Source organism: Streptomyces sp. NBC_01013 (genome assembly GCF_045162765.1).
Lineage (GTDB): Bacteria > Actinomycetota > Actinomycetes > Streptomycetales > Streptomycetaceae > Streptomyces.
Window position 1 is genome coordinate 4,478,733 of sequence record NZ_CP108687.1, and the last position, 15,194, is coordinate 4,493,926.

Below are 15,194 nucleotides of genomic sequence, written 5' to 3' on the forward strand. Positions count from 1 at the left end.
ACCGTGGAAGCGTGACCGAGACCAAGACCAGAAGCCCGGAGCTCCGGGTGGCCGCAGGGGCGATAGGCGGCCTGCGGCAGGACCTCATCCATGACGCGTTCGCCTACCGCCCGCTGGCGCCGATGCGGACCGACGGACTGCTGACCCGGCGGCTGCCGGGGCGGCTCCGTGCGCGCGCTGCGTGGACTCCGCACGCGGTGGTCCTGGCGGCCGCGCTGTTCGCCTTCATGACGGGGTTCGCCGACACCGGCAACGCCGGAGTTCTCGTCTCCGGACTGCTCCCCGCCGTCTGCGTCGCCCTGACGCTGATCAGACCGGTCGGGGCGTTCTGGCTGTCGATGGCGCTCATTCCGGTGAACATGGTCGTCGGTGGCGGAGACGGGCCGTGGAGCCCGAGCACCTTCTTCGCCCACCTGGTGGTGCTGTCCGTCGTCGCGGCGAGGACCAGGCCGCGCACCGCAGCCTGGATGTGGGGCTTGACCGTGCTGTTCGGCACGGTCCTGGAGAAAGCGGGCGGCTGGGACTCCGCGCCGTCCACCGCGGCCATGGCGGTGGTGTCCGCGTTCGCGCTGCTTCTGGTGAGCCTGGTCCAGATCCGCCGCGAGGCGGAGCGCGAGGTCACCGTGCAGCGCACCGTCACCGCCGTCGAGCGGGACCGGCGGACCCTGCTGGAGGAGCGCACCACCATCGCCCGCGAACTGCACGACGTGGTCGCCCACCACATGTCGGTCGTCGCCATCCAGGCCGAGGCCGCCCCCTACCGGGTGGAGAACCCGCCGCCTGAGCTGGAGCAGGCCTTCGTCACGATCCGGGAGAACGCCGTCGCGGCCCTCACCGAACTGCGCCGGGTCCTCGGCGTCGTACGGGCCGAGGACTACGAGGCGCCGGACGCCCCGCAGCCGACCCTGGCCGAGCTGGACAGGCTGCTCGCCAATGTCGGCGAGGCCGGACTGCCGACGGAGAAGACCGTGACAGGTGCGGTGCGCGAGCTGCCGCAGGGCGTCGAGCTGTCGGCGTACCGGATCATTCAGGAAGCCCTCAGCAACAGCCTGCGGCACGCACCGGGCGCCACTGCCAAGGTCGAGATCGGCTATGTGCTGGGCGGCCTCGGGCTGCGCGTCGTCAACGGTCCGGCGACCGGTCCGGTGAAGCCCTCGCCCGGCGCCGGGCACGGGATCACCGGCATGCGGGAGCGGGTGGCGATGCTGAACGGGGAGATGACGGCCGAGTCGACCACGGAGGGCGGTTACGAGGTCACCGCCTTCATCCCCGTACAGGCCGCCCCGTCCGACGCCCCCGCCGCGGAGCAGTCATGACGGCCGCCGCGGCGGTGCCGATCCGGGTGCTGATCGTCGACGACCAGATGATGGTCCGCGAGGGCTTCTCGGTCCTGCTCAACGCGATGCCCGGCATCGAGGTCGTCGGCGAGGCCGTCAACGGGCGGCAGGCCGTCGCCCAGGTCGCGGCGCTCCGTCCCGACGTGGTGCTGATGGACATCCGGATGCCTGAGCTCAACGGCATCGAGGCCACGCGTGAGATCGTCGCCGCCGACGCGGACGCGAAGGTGCTGGTGCTCACCACCTTCGACCTCGACGAGTACGTCTACCAGGCGTTGCGCGCCGGTGCTTCCGGCTTCCTCCTCAAGGACGCATCAGCCAGACAACTCGCGGACGGCGTACGGGTGGTGGCGTCCGGCGAGGCGCTGTTGGCCCCTACGGTCACCCGGCGCCTGATCACCGAGTTCTCCAAGCTCGCGGCGGCGCCCCGGCCGCCGGCCCTCGCCCAGATCGGTGATCTCACCGAGCGCGAGACGGAAGTGCTCGTGCTGATCGCCCAGGGCCTGTCGAATGCCGAGATCGCCTCGCACCTGGTGGTCGCCGAGTCCACCATCAAGACCCATGTGAGCCGCATCCTGGTGAAGCTGGGCCTGCGCGACCGTACCCAGGCGGCCGTCTTCGCCTACGAGGCCCGGCTGGTCACCCCGTCGTGAGGGTCCGCCGGCCGTCGGGGGGAGGCGCACGCCCCTCGGGGGGAGGCGCCGGCTCTTGGGGCAGGTTCCGACTCTCGGCCGCGTGGCGTGCGCGAGCACGTGCGACGGCCGCCGGGGGCCGTCGGCCGGTCCGGGCATGGGGGCCGGGCGGGGGCGGCGGGCCGTGCGCCGCGCCCCGGAGCAGGGCTGGCCGGGGCGCGGGCGGCCGGTTAGCGTCGGTCCATGGACCAGCCCACGCGCCTCGACTCAGCCTCCGCCGCACCGTTCGACCCCTGGTCGGCGGCGTTCGTCGCCGACCCGTACCCCGCCTATGCCGAGCTGCGCGCCACCGGCCGGGCGCACTGGTTCGAGCCGACCGGCCAGTGGCTCGTCCCGCACTACGCCGACGTGTCGGCCCTGCTGCGCGACCGGCGGCTGGGCCGGACCTATCTGCACCGGTTCACCCATGAGGAGTTCGGCCGGACGCCGCCGCCCGCCGCACACGAGCCGTTCGAAACTCTCAACGGGCAGGGACTGCTGGACCTGGAGCCGCCGGACCATACGCGGATCCGCCGGCTCGTCTCCAAGGCGTTCACCCCGCGCACCGTCGAACAGCTCGTCCCGACCGTCCAGCGGCTGGCCACCGGGCTCGTCGACGACTTCGTCGCGCAGGGCGGGGGCGATCTGCTGACAGCGGTCGCGGAGCCGCTGCCGGTCGCCGTGATTGCCGAGATGCTCGGCATCCCGGAGTCCGACCGCGCGCCCCTGCGGCCCTGGTCGGCGGCGATCTGTGGCATGTTCGAGCTCAACCCGTCCGAGGAGACCGCGCGCGCCGCCGTCCGCGCTTCCCTCGACTTCTCCGCCTATCTGCGCGAGCTGATCGCCGAACGGCGCGGTAACCCGGGTACGGATCTGATCTCCGCGCTCATCGCCGCCCATGACGAGGGCGAGCGGCTGACCGAGCAGGAGATGGTCTCCACCTGTGTGCTGCTGCTGAACGCGGGACACGAGGCGACCGTCAACACCACCGTGAACGGCTGGTGGACGCTGCTGCGCCACCCGGAACAGCTCGCCGCACTCCGGGCGAATCACGGGCTGCTGCCCACCGCGGTGGAGGAGCTGATGCGGTACGACACCCCTTTGCAGATGTTCGAACGCTGGGTGCTCGACGACATCGAGATCGACGGCACGGTCATTCCGCGCGGCTCGGAGGTGGCCCTGCTCTTCGGCTCGGCCAACCGCGACCCCGCCCGCTTCAGCGACCCGGACACTCTGGACCTCTCTCGGCGGGAGAACCCGCACATCACCTTCGGCGCCGGCATTCACTTCTGCCTCGGAGCTCCGCTGGCCCGGGTGGAACTGGCCACCTCCTTCGGTGAGTTGCTGCGCAGGGCACCCGGTATGCGGCTGGTCGCCGAACCGGAGTGGAACCCGGGTTACGTCATCAGGGGCGTGAAGGAACTGCGCGTCGAGCTCTGACCCGGGGCGCGCCGCCCGCCCCTCCGGGTGGGGCCTCAGCTCAGCATGTCGCGCCGCCGCAGCGCGGCCAGACCACCCGCCACCAGCACCCCAGCGGCCCCGGCGAGGAGTGCCACCGGCTCCCACTCCATGCTCGTGGCCCCCGGCAGCCTGGGCAGGTGCGTGAACGGCGACACGTCCATCACCGCCTGCGGCAGGTCCAGGGCGGGGCCTATCCAGCCCAGGGCCAGGCAGAGCCCCACCAGCCCCCAGCCTGCCGCGGCGGCCTTCGGCAGTGCCCCGTACAGCAGGACCGTCACCCCGCCCAGCAGCCAGACGGCGGGCAGTTGCACCAGCGAGGCGCCGAGCACGGCGGGCAGTTCGTGTCCGTAGCCCACGGCCAGGCCGAGTCCGCCGACCGTCATGATCAGGGCCGCGCCGCCGAAAGCGATGAGGAGATGGCCGGCAGCCCAGCGGGTCCGTCCGACGCCGCCCGCGAGCACTGGTTCCGCACGCCCGGCGGTCTCCTCGCCGTGCAGCCGCAGCACCGACGAGACGATGTACAGCGCCGCTACCGTGCCGAGCACGGAGACCATCGAGGCGAGGAAAGCGTCCGTCAGTCCGGACTGCCCGCCCATCCGCTCGAAGATCTCCTTGGTCTTCTCGTTGTCCCCGACGAGGTCGGCCGCGCCGCCGGTCAGTCCGCCGAAGACGACGCCGACCGCGGCGAACGACGCCGTCCACCCCAGGAACGCACCGCGCTGAAGGCGCGCCGCCAGGCCGAATGCGGTGGAGATCCTGCCCCGGGCGGGCCCGGGCCGCGTCGCCAGGAAGCTCATGCCGACGTCGCGGCGCCCGGTCAGGACGTACGCCGCCGCGCACTGCACGGCCACCGCGCCGGCGATCACGAGGAGCACCCACCACCGCTCGCCCGCGTACGGCCGGACGTTCTCCGCCCAGCCGAGCGGGGAGAGCCAGGTGAGGACCGACGAGCCGTCGTCCGTCGCGGAGTCGCCCGCCGCCTTGAGGACGAACGCGGCGCCGATCACCGCAGCCGTCAGCCCCTTCGCGAGCCGTGCGCTCCCGGTGAACTGCGCTGCTGTCGCGGCGGTGCAGGCGAACAGCGCACCGACACCGGCGACGGCTGATGCGAGCGCCACCGCCCCGGCTCCGCCCGCTCCCGATCCGGTCATCCCCGCCACGATCACCAGGCCCAGTGCGGCGTTGGCTATGAGGGCGGCGAGCAGCGCGGCGGTGAGCGGCGCCCGGCGCCCCACCATGGCGGACGAGAGCATCTCCTGACGGCCGGTCTCCTCCTCCTCCCGGGTATGACGCACGACGACGACCAGGCTCATCACCGCGGCCAGCGCCGCACCGAACGCGATCATGCGCCAGCTGACGAGCCCGCCGACGGAGTCGCCGAAGACGGGTCCGTACATCGCGCGCAACGAACTGTTGCCGTTCATCGAGGCGGCGAGCTCGGCGCGCTGTGCGGCCGTGCCGTAGAGCGAGGCGATGGACCGCCCGACGGAGGAGAACGATGCGCCGAGCACGAGCACCCAGACCGGCAGGATGATGCGGTCGCGCCGCAGTGCGAGCCTCAGCAGGACCCAGGTCCCCGCGAGCTGCCCCGTCCCGGTCCGGCGCCGCGCGCCGGGCGTCGCGGCCATGGTCACGGCAGTCATCGCGCCGCCACCCCCGCGCCCTGTCCGGCGTCTTGTCCGGCGCCCTGATCGGCCTCCGCCGTGTAGTGCCGCAGGAAGATCTCCTCCAGCGTGGGCGGCGTACTGGTCAGGGACCGGACCCCGGCTGCGGAGAGTGACTTGAGGACCGCGTCCAGCTTGTCCGTGTCGACCTGGAGCGAGACCTGCCGCCCCCGGATGTCGAGGTCGTGTACCCCGGGCAGCTGCGCCAGGCCGTCAGGGGATTCCACCAGCTCCGCCGAGATGCTCGTGCGCGTCAGATGGCGCATGCCTGCCAGTGAACCGGTCTCCACCGTCCGGCCCTGCCGGATGATGCTGACCCGGTCACAGAGGGACTCGACCTCGCTGAGGATGTGGCTGGAGAGCAGTACCGTCCGTCCGCGGTCACGTGCTTCGGTGACGCAGCTCTGGAAGACCTCCTCCATCAGCGGGTCGAGCCCGCTGGTCGGCTCGTCCAGGATCAGCAGGTCGGCATCGGAGGCGAACGCGGCGACCAGGGCCACCTTCTGCCGGTTGCCCTTCGAATACGTCCGCCCCTTCTTCGTCGGGTCGAGCTCGAACCGTCCGACGAGGTCCGCGCGCCGGGCGTCGTCGAGACCGCCGCGCAGCCGCCCGTACAGATCGATCACCTCGCCGCCGGAGAGATTGCGCCACAGGGTGACGTCCCCGGGCACGTACGCGACGTGCCGGTGCAGCTCCACCGCATCGCTCCAGGGGTCACGGCCGAGGAGCTGGGCGGCGCCGGAATCGGCCCGCAACAGGCCCAGCAGGACCCGGATGGTGGTGGACTTCCCCGACCCGTTGGGCCCGAGGAAGCCGTGCACCTCACCGGTCTCGACGGTCAGGTCGAGCCCGTTCAGCGCGTGCGTGCGGCCGAACGACTTGTGCAGTCCGACCACGGTGATTGCCTTCGTCATGATTTTGAACGTACGCTACTTTCACAATCTTGTGAAGTTAAGGAAGTGTATAAACTCGGACGGGTGACAGGGCCTGCGGAGAGAAGTCCTGTGGAGAGAAGGAACGAGGGACCGATGAGCAGCGAAACCGCAGAGGACGCACGCGAACCGGAAGGCGCCGCCCGGGAGCACGAGGAGCGCGACGCGCAGGCTGTCTCGCGGTTCGTCGAGCGGTTCGCGTCAGAGATGACCGAGGCGGGGATGCAGCGCATGGCGTCCCGCGTCTTCGCCGCGCTGCTCGCCGACGACGACGCGTCCATGACCTCGGCCGAGCTGGCCCTGGCCCTGCAGATCAGTCCTGCCGCCGTGTCCGGAGCGATCAACTACCTCACGCAGGTCAACATGGTCGGCCGCGAGCGCGAGCCCGGCTCGCGCCGTGACCGCTACCGTCTGCACAACGAGATCTGGTACACCACCTTCGCCGGCCGAGACCGGGTGCTCACCCGCTGGGAGCAGACCCTCAGGGACGGCGCGCGCACGCTGGGGGAGCACACGCCGGCGGGCGCCCGGATCGCCGAGACGGCGGCCTTCTTCGAGTTCATGCAGTCGGAGCTGGGCGCCATGATGGACCGCTGGGAGGCCCACCGGAAGGCCCTCGACCTGCCGACGGCGGACCGCTCGCGGGAGAGCTGACGAGGGCCCGCGCAAGACTGACGAGGGGCTGCAACGGACCCGGATAAGGCCCGCAGGAAGGCCGGCGAGCACCGCGCAAGGCCCGGCAGGGGCCGAGGAGAGCCGAACGCGCCGGAGGGCCGACAGCGGCCGGAGAGGGCCCACCGCGAGGCCACCCCGAGGCCGGACGCCACCCGTCAGGCCCGGCGCCCGCCCCCCCGGATACGGCCGTGGGCGCCATGGGCAGTGCCCCCGCATACGGCCGCCCCCCGAACACCGCCTTGCCCCCGGATACGGCCGCGGCCCCCCGCCGGCCCTCCGCTACCCCTCCACCGGCACCGATACCGGCAGCATCAGCCCCCAGGCCCCCGCCCGGACCGTCCACGTCCGGGTCCGCACCGGACCGCCGACCTGTATGTCCGCCCGGTAGCGGAAGTCCGCGCCGGAAACCGTGACGGCCTTGGCTTCCGTGGTGACCGGGTCGCCGTCCGGCGGCCGGATCGTCACCTCGGCGACGCCGCCGTCGCCGCAGCCCGAAGTCACCGTCACCGATTCGACCGGGCGGTCCAGATCGTTCAGCACGACTCCGTCCGCCTCGACGCGCAGCCGGTGGGCGGCCGAGGGATGGGGCGGTGCCGAGGGTGCGGGGCGCACCAGGGTGCGGACCAGGGAGCGGCAGGTGTCCCAGACCGCGGTGACGCCCGCACGGTCCGGCTGCGTGCCCGGCGCGCCGGTCAGGGGCGGGATGCGCAGCGCGCCCAGGACGACGCCGTCGCTGTCGTCGACCAAGAGGTCCAGCCTGCGCACCGCCCCGTCCAGCGCCGTGCGCGCCGCCGCCACCGCTCCCTTCGGCACGCCGAGCGAATGCGCGAGTTCCAGAGCCGCCGCGGCCCCGACCGGGATGAGCGAAAGGGCGCTCATGGCTGGTTCTCGCTCACGGTGGAGCAGGGCCACCGCACGCCGCAGCGCGCGGTCGTCACCTATCACCACCGGTCTGCGGGCACCCCGGCGGGACAGGGCCCGGGCGAACTCCTCGGGCCCCTCGGGGAGGCAGATCTTGGCGTGTGAACCGGCGCTCAACACGTCCTTTGCGATCCGGACGGACTCGCCGTCCGTCCGGCGGGCGACCGGATCGATCACCACCAGCAGATGGGGCGCACCGTTACCGGGGGGCTGGGCAGCCGACACCTCGGTCCTTCCTCGGGTAGCATCTTGGTGCAAGAGCCCCTTGCGCTATTGCGCCAGGGGCTTCGTCTATTCCGGGGCACCCGGTTCGACGGTTCAGGCCTTGTCGTACAACGTCGTACGGCATGTACAGCGTTTACGTACGCCCCCTGACCTTGGACATGCCCCGCCCGGAAGGGGTGTACGCCTGTGCCCGCACTTGTGCTGCTCGGTGCTCAGTGGGGTGACGAGGGCAAGGGAAAGGCCACCGACCTCCTCGGTGGATCCGTGGACTATGTGGTGCGCTACCAGGGCGGCAACAATGCCGGCCACACGGTGGTCGTCGGTGACCAGAAGTACGCACTTCATCTCCTCCCCTCCGGAATCCTTTCACCGGGGTGTACCCCGGTCATCGGTAACGGTGTCGTCGTCGACCCTGCGGTCCTGCTCTCCGAGCTGAGTGGGCTGAACGACCGCGGCGTGGACACGTCCAAGCTGCTGATCAGCGGTAACGCTCATTTGATCACCCCGTACAACGTCACCGTCGACAAGGTGACGGAACGGTTCCTCGGCAAGCGCAAGATCGGTACGACCGGGCGCGGTATCGGCCCGACGTACGCGGACAAGATCAACCGGGTCGGCATCCGCGTCCAGGACCTCTACGACGAGTCGATCCTGGAGCAGAAGGTCGAGGCGGCCCTGGAGCAGAAGAACCAGCTTCTGGCCAAGGTCTTCAACCGGCGCGCCATCGAGGCCGGCAAGGTCGTCGAGGACATGCTCCAGTACGCGGAGCAGATCAGGCCCTACGTCGCCGACACGACGCTGATCCTGAACAACGCCATCGACGAGGGCAAGGTCGTCCTCTTCGAGGGCGGCCAGGGCACGCTGCTCGACGTCGACCACGGCACGTACCCCTTCGTCACCTCGTCGAACCCGACCGCGGGCGGCGCCTGCACCGGTTCCGGCGTGGGCCCGACGAAGATCAGCCGGGTCATCGGCATCCTCAAGGCCTACACCACCCGCGTCGGCGCCGGTCCGTTCCCCACGGAGCTGCTCGACGAGGACGGCGAGGCGCTGCGCCGGATCGGTGGCGAGCGCGGTGTCACCACCGGCCGTGACCGTCGCTGCGGCTGGTTCGACGCCCCGATCGCGCGGTACGCGACCCGGGTCAACGGCCTGACCGACTTCTTCCTGACCAAGCTCGACGTGCTGACCGGCTGGGAGCAGATCCCGGTGTGTGTGGCGTACGAGATCGACGGCAAGCGCGTCGAGGAGCTCCCGTACAACCAGACCGACTTCCACCACGCGAAGCCGGTCTACGAGATGCTGCCGGGCTGGTCCGAGGACATCACCAAGGCGAAGACCTTCGGTGACCTGCCGAAGAACGCGCAGGGTTACGTGAAGGCGCTGGAGGAGATGTCCGGCGCTCCGATCTCCGCGATCGGTGTCGGCCCCGGCCGGACCGAGACCATCGAGATCAACTCGTTCCTGTAGGCCCGAGGACGTAGTCACTCGGGACTCGGCTACGGCCGACGTGGTCACAGGGGAACGGAGGGAGGGCCGGGGCGGCACGATCGCCCCGGCCCTCCCTCATGCCCTCACTCAGTCCTCCCCGCAGATCCGCAGCCCCTCCGGCGTCGCGCACGGCAGGTGGCCGTGGGTGCGGATGACGTCCTGCCCGCTGCCCCGGCTGAGGTAGGACAGGAAGCTGGAGACCAGCGAGTCGGCGGGCGGGCTGCCGTACGTGTACGCGTACTCGATCTCCCGGTACGGGTAGCTGCTGGTGCCGATCGTGTCGACGGACGGGGCGGCGCCGTCGATGGCGATCCGGTGCGCCCCCGCGGGCTTGGTCCCGGTACGCATCTCGCTGTAGCCGATCGCGCCGTCGAGCCGGCCCACCTCGGCCAGGACCTGGTCGGTGGAGTCGAGCTCGCAGCGGATGACCCGGGCCTGCGGGTCGTCCTTCGTCGCGCAGTCGCGGGAGGACTGGGCGGGTTCGTTGCGGCCCAGGACCCGGCGCTGGAACACCTCGCGGGTGCCGGAGTTGGCGTCCCGGCTGACCAGCAGGACGGGCAGGTCGGGGCCGCCGAGCTGCTTCCAGTTGCGGATGTCGCCCCGGTAGATGCCGCGGATCGTGTCGAGGGTGAGGTTGTTCAGCGGGACCTTGTCGTTGACGACCAGACGGAAGAGCGAGACGGCGACGCGGTTCTCGCGCAGCTGTGGGAAGCCGCTCGGCTTCGGGCCGTCGGAGAGGGCCAGGAGGGCGGGCGAGCCGGACTTCCCGGCCTTCGCGCCGCGTTCGGCCAGTTCTCTTATTCCGGCGGTGCTGCCGTGCGGGTCCACGACGACCGTCGCGCCCTCGCAGGCCTTGCCGTACTTCTCCGCCAGTTCGTCCAGGACGGGCTGGAAGGCGGTGGAGCCGGTCACGGTCAGCTCGCCGCGGGCGCAGCCGATCGGGGGTGGCGGGGTGTCGTCCCGGACCAGGATGATGCAGGCCAGCGTGATGACGCAGACGGTCAGGGCCACGGTGATGAACCGGGCGGCCCGGCCGAACAGCGGGGGCTTCTCGTCGGGGCGGGCGGCGGTGTTCGTCCGGACCTCGCCGTCCCGGATGCCACCGGTGACGCGGATGGGGCTGCCCACGTGTGAACCGGTGAGCAGGACCAGCAGTTTGAAGTGCTCGCCCCGGTTGAGCGGGACGCGGGGCAGCCGGATGAGGGATCCGCTGTCGCGGAGTCCGGCGGAGGGGGTGAAGTGGTCCATGAGGTGGTCGGCGCCGGGGGAGTGGGTGACGGCGATGCCGCGCACCCGGCGTTCGCTGAACTCGACGACCAGCCCGTGGAGTTGTTCGTCCGGCCCGGTGTAGTCGCCGCGTGCGATGGACTGCGAGCCGTCGTTCTCGATGCGGAGCAGGACGAGGGTGGCGTCGGCCATGCCCGGTGTCTCGCCGAAGAGGCCGAGCCGCACGTTGGCCCGCGCCCGGCTGACGTCACTGCCGATGGGCGTGTCCATCTGGACGCGGTATCCGATGCGCTTGCGGCGGGGTACGCGGCGTTCGTACCAGAGCACGCCCACGGAGGCGAGGACGCCCAGCACCGCGGTGAGTACGGCCACGATGTTCTCGGCGCTGAACCACTCCACGGTCCGTCCCCCTGACTGCCGTACGTGCGTACGGGTGCGGGTCACGGTATGCATCCGGGGGAGGGGGCGGTGTCGAGTACCGCGTCCTGTCGCCAGGTGTTCGTTTGCCGTTCGGGCAGAGGGTGATTGGTCCAGACCTTGACAGGTCCAGACCAACACCGCTTGAGTAGCCGCACCCCCCATGGCGGCGCACCGATGAGCTCGGTGCGCCGCGCCGAAGGAGTGCTCACATGATCAAACGCATCATGGGCCTGCTCGCCGCGCTGTGCGCGGTCGTCGCGACCGTCGTCATTCTTCCCGCCACCGCCTCGGCGGCCGAGTGCGCGGCCGCCTGGAACTCCTCCGCCGTCTACACAGGTGGCGGCGCCGCCTCGTACAACGGCCACAACTGGACCGCCAAGTGGTGGACCCAGAACGAGAGGCCCGGCAGCTCCGACGTCTGGGCCGACCAGGGCGGCTGCGGAAGCGGCGGCGGTACGGACCCGGGCGGCCCCGGCTCGTCCACCGGCTTCGTCGTCAGCGAGGCGCAGTTCAACCAGATGTTCCCGGGCCGCAATTCCTTCTACACGTACAGCGGGCTGACCGCCGCCCTCAGCGCCTACCCGGGCTTCGCCAACACCGGCAGCGACACGGTGAAGAAGCAGGAGGCCGCCGCCTTCCTCGCCAACGTCAGCCATGAGACCGGCGGCCTGGTGTACGTGGTCGAGCAGAACACGGCCAACTACCCGCACTACTGCGACACCAGCCAGTCCTACGGCTGCCCCGCGGGCCAGTCCGCGTACTACGGGCGCGGACCGATCCAGCTCAGCTGGAACTTCAACTACAAGGCAGCCGGCGACGCGCTCGGCATCAACCTGCTCGCCAACCCCTACCTGGTCGAGCAGGACGCGTCCGTGGCGTGGAAGACCGGCCTCTGGTACTGGAACACCCAGAACGGCCCCGGCACCATGACGGCCCACAACGCCATGGTGAACGGCGCCGGATTCGGCGAGACGATCCGCTCCATCAACGGCTCCCTGGAGTGCAACGGCGGCAACCCCGCACAGGTCCAGAGCCGGATCGACAAGTACCAGTCCTTCGTGCAGATCCTCGGCACGACGGCCGGATCGAACCTCAGCTGCTGAGGGGCTGAAGCTCCCGCAACGGGGGGTGCCCCGGGCCTGACGGCCCGGGGCACCCCCCGCTCCGTCCGGTCATCCGCCGTCGGTGAGGTCCCGCGCCCGGAACGCCAGCCACAGGTCGTACCGGGCACTGGGCGTCCGCAGGAGCGAGCGCCGGAGCACGGTCTCCAGCCGCGCCAGCCGCTTGCGCACCCCGGGAACGGAGATGGCCAGGGCCTCGGCCGCAGGGCCGAGTTGGGCCTCGTGCTCCAGCCAGGTGCGCAGGGTGGTGTGCGGGTCCGCGGAGCTGCGGGCCGTCGCCGGGTCGTCCAGCGGCCGCAACTGCTGCACCGCCCAGGAACGGACCGCCGGCAGGCGCAGGATCTCGTCCAGTGAGTGCGTGGGCCCTGACGGGCTCGCGGCCGGGCGCACCGGCCGAGGCAGTGCGGGCGTGGCCCGGATGCGCAGGGCCAGGTCGAGAGCGGACTGGTCGGCGACCGTGTTCAGGTCCAGGCCCAGCAGCTCGCCGATCAGCCGCAGCCGCGCGGCCAGCGTGTTGCGGTGGATCTTCAGGTGCTCGGTCGCGTGCGAGGAGAACGCGAGCCAGGAGGCGAGCGTCGCCGCGAGTTCCTGGCTGCCCGGGTCCTGGCCGCGCCGGGGCAGATGGGCGAGCAGCGGAGCCAGCAGCGCGTCCGCCCAACGGGCGCCCTCGGCACCGGCCATCAGGGCGAGTTCGGGAGCCGCGCCGAAGTGGGCGTGCCGCTCCGGGAGTCCGCGGGCGACGGCCAGCGCGTGGAACGCCTGGCGGTACGCGGTCGCCGTGTCGGCGAGCGGCACGTCCTCGCTGATGCCGACGACGCAGTCGTCCACCACCGAGGCGACCCGGGGGCCGAGCCGCCCGTCCTCCTGTCCCGGTGTCGCGGGCACGATGAGGATCAGATGGTGCGCGTACACCGGGCACCGCACGATCCAGGACCGGCCGCCGGAGAGCTCCGCGCAGACGCGGGCCACCTCGTCGCGGTCGCGGCCCGAACACGCGACGACACAGACCCGGACCGGGTCCGGCAGGCTGGGCTTCAGGGCGCCCGCGACCTGGTGAGCGATCGACAGCTGTCCGGTCATCAGCAGATGCAGCACGGCCTCCCGGCCGCGGGACTCCGCCAGATCGACACGACGGCGTCTGCGCTCGACGGTCTCGGCGGCCCAGCACATGGCCAGCGGCAGGGCCGCGTCGGCGAGGAGCGTGGACAGACCGTCGGGCAGCGGGCGCCGGCCGACCACGGCGAGTACCGGCGCCGGGACACCGGGCGGCGTGTCCAGGGGCAGGAGCAGCGCGGTGTGCGCTCCCCTGTCGAACGAGAGGGAGCGGGCACCCAGCGCGGTCAGCTCCCTGGCGCACTCGGCCGCGAGGGCCGCCGATCCGGCGCTCGCCGGATCGGGGACCCGGGCGACGCCGTGCAGGACGGTGCCGTCCTTGCCGAGCAGCCCCGCCCAGCCGTCCGCACGCCCCGACACCCAGCGCAGCAGCTCCTGCGAGCCGCCCGACCGGGCGAGGCCGTGCATCCGTACGACGTCGTCGGCCCGCCTTCCCGCGTGCACGTCCCCGCTGCTCCCGTCCCCTGTTCCCGCCAGAAACCGGAGTGCAGAGTACCGGTTCGGCTGTGCGAACTGATACCTCTGTGCGCACACACGGTGCGAACTGAATCTTTTCCTCGCCGACCCCAAGACCTAGAGTCCGAACGCGGTTGCGGGCCTTTCGGGGGAGAGGCGCGGGGGACGACGGCATCGGCTCACGGGGGTGGCCGCTGTCGTCGGCCGCAGCCGCCCTATCGCTGCGTTGTCGGTGGTGCCCGCTAGCGTCGGAGACCGTAAACGGCCGGCGCGCGAGGAGAGGTCACCACCATGGAATTCCGGATCGAGCGCGGCGAGTTCGCGGAGGCCGTGGCCTGGGCGGCCCGGGTGCTGCCGACGAGGTCGCCCGTCCCCGTGCTGGGCGGTCTGCTGCTGGAGGCGGCGGACGGCCGGCTCTGCATCTCCGGCCTGGACTACGAGGCGTCCGCCCGCATCGAGGTGACGGCCGAGACCGTACGGCCCGGCAAGGTCCTGGTCATGGGGCGCCGGTTGCTCGACGTGTGCCGGGTGTTGCCCGAGGGGGCGGTGCAATGCGCGGTCGAGGGGTCCCGGTTCACGGTGACGGGCAGCGGCGCCGGTTTCGGACTCTCGGTGCTGCCGCTCGACGACTATCCGTCTCTGCCGCCGCTGCCGGAGGTGCTCGGGTCGGTGGACGGCCAGGAGTTCGCGGCGGCCGTCGCCGATGTGTCGGTGGCCTCCGGCCGGGACGACACCCTGCCGACGCTCACCGGGATCAGGCTGGGGATCGACGGGGACCGGATGACGCTGGCGGCCACGGACCGGTACCGCTTCGCGGTCCGCCGGCTGGCGTGGAAGCCCGCGGCACCCGGTGTCTCGGCCGACGTCGTCGTCTCGGCGCGCAGGCTGACCGAGATCGCTCGCTCCTTCGGCCGGTCGGGCATGGTCAGCCTCGCCCTGGACAACGGTTCGGCGGGCTTCGAGCTGGACGGGATGCGCACGACGGTCCGGCTCCTGGACGGCCGACTGCCGCGCCACGACAAGCTGTTCGCACTCTCCGACCCGGTCACGGCGGTGACCGATCTGGCGCCCCTGGTTGAGGCCGTGAAGCGCGTCTCGGTGGTGGCGGACGGGGACAGCCCGATCCAGTTCGCCTTCGGAGCCGGCTCGGTGCTTCTCCAGGCAGGTTACGAGGACGACGTGGCTTCCCAGCGGCTGCCTGCCGAGCTGACGGGCGCCCATGAGCTGACGGTCGCGTTCAACCCCTCGTACCTGATGGACGCGCTGTCCACGTTCGACACCCCGGTCGTCCGGTTCCAGCTGATGGGCCCCGGCCAGCGCGCCATGGTCACCGGTCACGCGGACCGGGAGGCGGCGGCGGACACGGCGGAGCCGTCCCACCAGCACCTGCTCATGTCGGTCAGACCGCTGATGTAGCGGGTGCGGCCGCGGGGCCGGGCTGCCTGCGCCCCGGCCCCGCGGCCATCCGGCCGTCCCGACG

General features: G+C 71.6%; 12 protein-coding genes. 7 read left to right on the forward strand and 5 right to left on the reverse strand.

Going from position 1 to position 15,194, the window contains the following annotated elements:
* The first annotated feature begins 11 nt into the window (after positions 1–11).
* The 3 genes from OG538_RS19520 to OG538_RS19530 all read left to right on the forward strand — a co-directional run bounded on the left by OG538_RS19520 (position 12) and on the right by OG538_RS19530 (position 3,448).
* Positions 12–1,316 (forward strand): sensor histidine kinase, encoded by a 1,305-nt coding sequence (locus OG538_RS19520; protein ID WP_406095297.1) that lies wholly within the window; start codon positions 12–14, stop codon positions 1,314–1,316.
* Entirely contained in the window at positions 1,313–1,990 is a 678-nt protein-coding gene (locus tag OG538_RS19525) for a response regulator (RefSeq protein WP_406095299.1), read from the forward strand. Before OG538_RS19520 ends, OG538_RS19525 begins: the two co-directional genes overlap by 4 nt.
* A gap of 222 nt (positions 1,991–2,212) precedes the next feature.
* A complete protein-coding gene (locus OG538_RS19530; RefSeq protein ID WP_406095301.1) occupies positions 2,213–3,448 on the forward strand; it encodes a cytochrome P450 in 1,236 nt (411 codons plus the stop codon).
* A 35-nt stretch (positions 3,449–3,483) separates the two neighbouring features.
* Here OG538_RS19530 and OG538_RS19535 read toward each other — a convergent pair whose 3' ends face one another.
* Entirely contained in the window at positions 3,484–5,112 is a 1,629-nt protein-coding gene (locus tag OG538_RS19535) for an ABC transporter permease (RefSeq protein WP_406095303.1), read from the reverse strand.
* Positions 5,109–6,047 carry an ATP-binding cassette domain-containing protein gene (locus OG538_RS19540; protein WP_406095305.1) on the reverse strand — a complete coding sequence of 313 codons (939 nt, stop codon included), beginning with the start codon at positions 6,045–6,047 and terminating at the stop codon, positions 5,109–5,111. The genes OG538_RS19535 and OG538_RS19540 overlap by 4 nt, the downstream gene beginning before the upstream one ends.
* A 114-nt stretch (positions 6,048–6,161) precedes the next feature.
* Between OG538_RS19540 and OG538_RS19545 the strand changes: the two genes are divergently transcribed.
* Positions 6,162–6,719, forward strand: coding sequence for a GbsR/MarR family transcriptional regulator (locus OG538_RS19545; protein ID WP_406095307.1), 558 nt, complete (start codon positions 6,162–6,164; stop codon positions 6,717–6,719).
* A 300-nt stretch (positions 6,720–7,019) separates the two neighbouring features.
* Here the strand turns inward: OG538_RS19545 and OG538_RS19550 are convergent, their stop codons facing one another.
* Positions 7,020–7,886, reverse strand: coding sequence for a diacylglycerol kinase (locus OG538_RS19550; protein ID WP_406095309.1), 867 nt, complete (start codon positions 7,884–7,886; stop codon positions 7,020–7,022).
* A gap of 186 nt (positions 7,887–8,072) precedes the next feature.
* On the opposite strand from OG538_RS19550, the gene OG538_RS19555 reads away from it, so the two are divergent.
* The gene (locus OG538_RS19555; protein ID WP_406095311.1) at positions 8,073–9,356 is read left to right on the forward strand and encodes an adenylosuccinate synthase; all 1,284 of its coding nucleotides are present in this window, start codon (positions 8,073–8,075) and stop codon (positions 9,354–9,356) included.
* Positions 9,357–9,464: 108 nt separating this feature from the next.
* On the opposite strand, the gene OG538_RS19560 is transcribed toward OG538_RS19555, so the two are convergent.
* Entirely contained in the window at positions 9,465–11,003 is a 1,539-nt protein-coding gene (locus OG538_RS19560) for a substrate-binding domain-containing protein (RefSeq protein ID WP_406100214.1), read from the reverse strand.
* Positions 11,004–11,233: 230 nt separating this feature from the next.
* On the opposite strand from OG538_RS19560, the gene OG538_RS19565 reads away from it, so the two are divergent.
* Positions 11,234–12,127, forward strand: a complete 894-nt coding sequence (locus tag OG538_RS19565; protein ID WP_406095313.1) for a glycoside hydrolase family 19 protein — start codon at positions 11,234–11,236, stop codon at positions 12,125–12,127.
* Positions 12,128–12,196: 69 nt separating this feature from the next.
* On the opposite strand, the gene OG538_RS19570 is transcribed toward OG538_RS19565, so the two are convergent.
* Complete coding sequence (locus OG538_RS19570; protein WP_406100215.1) at positions 12,197–13,666, reverse strand: helix-turn-helix domain-containing protein; 1,470 nt, start codon at positions 13,664–13,666, stop codon at positions 12,197–12,199.
* A gap of 339 nt (positions 13,667–14,005) precedes the next feature.
* Between OG538_RS19570 and dnaN the strand changes: the two genes are divergently transcribed.
* Entirely contained in the window at positions 14,006–15,130 is a 1,125-nt protein-coding gene (dnaN, locus tag OG538_RS19575) for a DNA polymerase III subunit beta (protein WP_406095315.1), read from the forward strand.
* Positions 15,131–15,194 lie beyond the last annotated feature (64 nt).

Bases quoted from the DNA above. Each gene is read 5' to 3' on its own strand.
- OG538_RS19565 (WP_406095313.1), top strand. From the start codon at position 11,234: ATGATCAAACGCATCATGGGCCTGCTCGCCGCGCTGTGCGCGGTCGTC.
- dnaN (WP_406095315.1), top strand. From the start codon at position 14,006: ATGGAATTCCGGATCGAGCGCGGCGAGTTCGCGGAGGCCGTGGCCTGG.
- OG538_RS19535 (WP_406095303.1), bottom strand. From the start codon at position 5,112: ATGACTGCCGTGACCATGGCCGCGACGCCCGGCGCGCGGCGCCGGACC.
- OG538_RS19525 (WP_406095299.1), top strand. From the start codon at position 1,313: ATGACGGCCGCCGCGGCGGTGCCGATCCGGGTGCTGATCGTCGACGAC.
- OG538_RS19530 (WP_406095301.1), top strand. From the start codon at position 2,213: ATGGACCAGCCCACGCGCCTCGACTCAGCCTCCGCCGCACCGTTCGAC.
- OG538_RS19570 (WP_406100215.1), bottom strand. From the start codon at position 13,666: ATGCACGGCCTCGCCCGGTCGGGCGGCTCGCAGGAGCTGCTGCGCTGG.
- OG538_RS19540 (WP_406095305.1), bottom strand. From the start codon at position 6,047: ATGACGAAGGCAATCACCGTGGTCGGACTGCACAAGTCGTTCGGCCGC.
- OG538_RS19545 (WP_406095307.1), top strand. From the start codon at position 6,162: ATGAGCAGCGAAACCGCAGAGGACGCACGCGAACCGGAAGGCGCCGCC.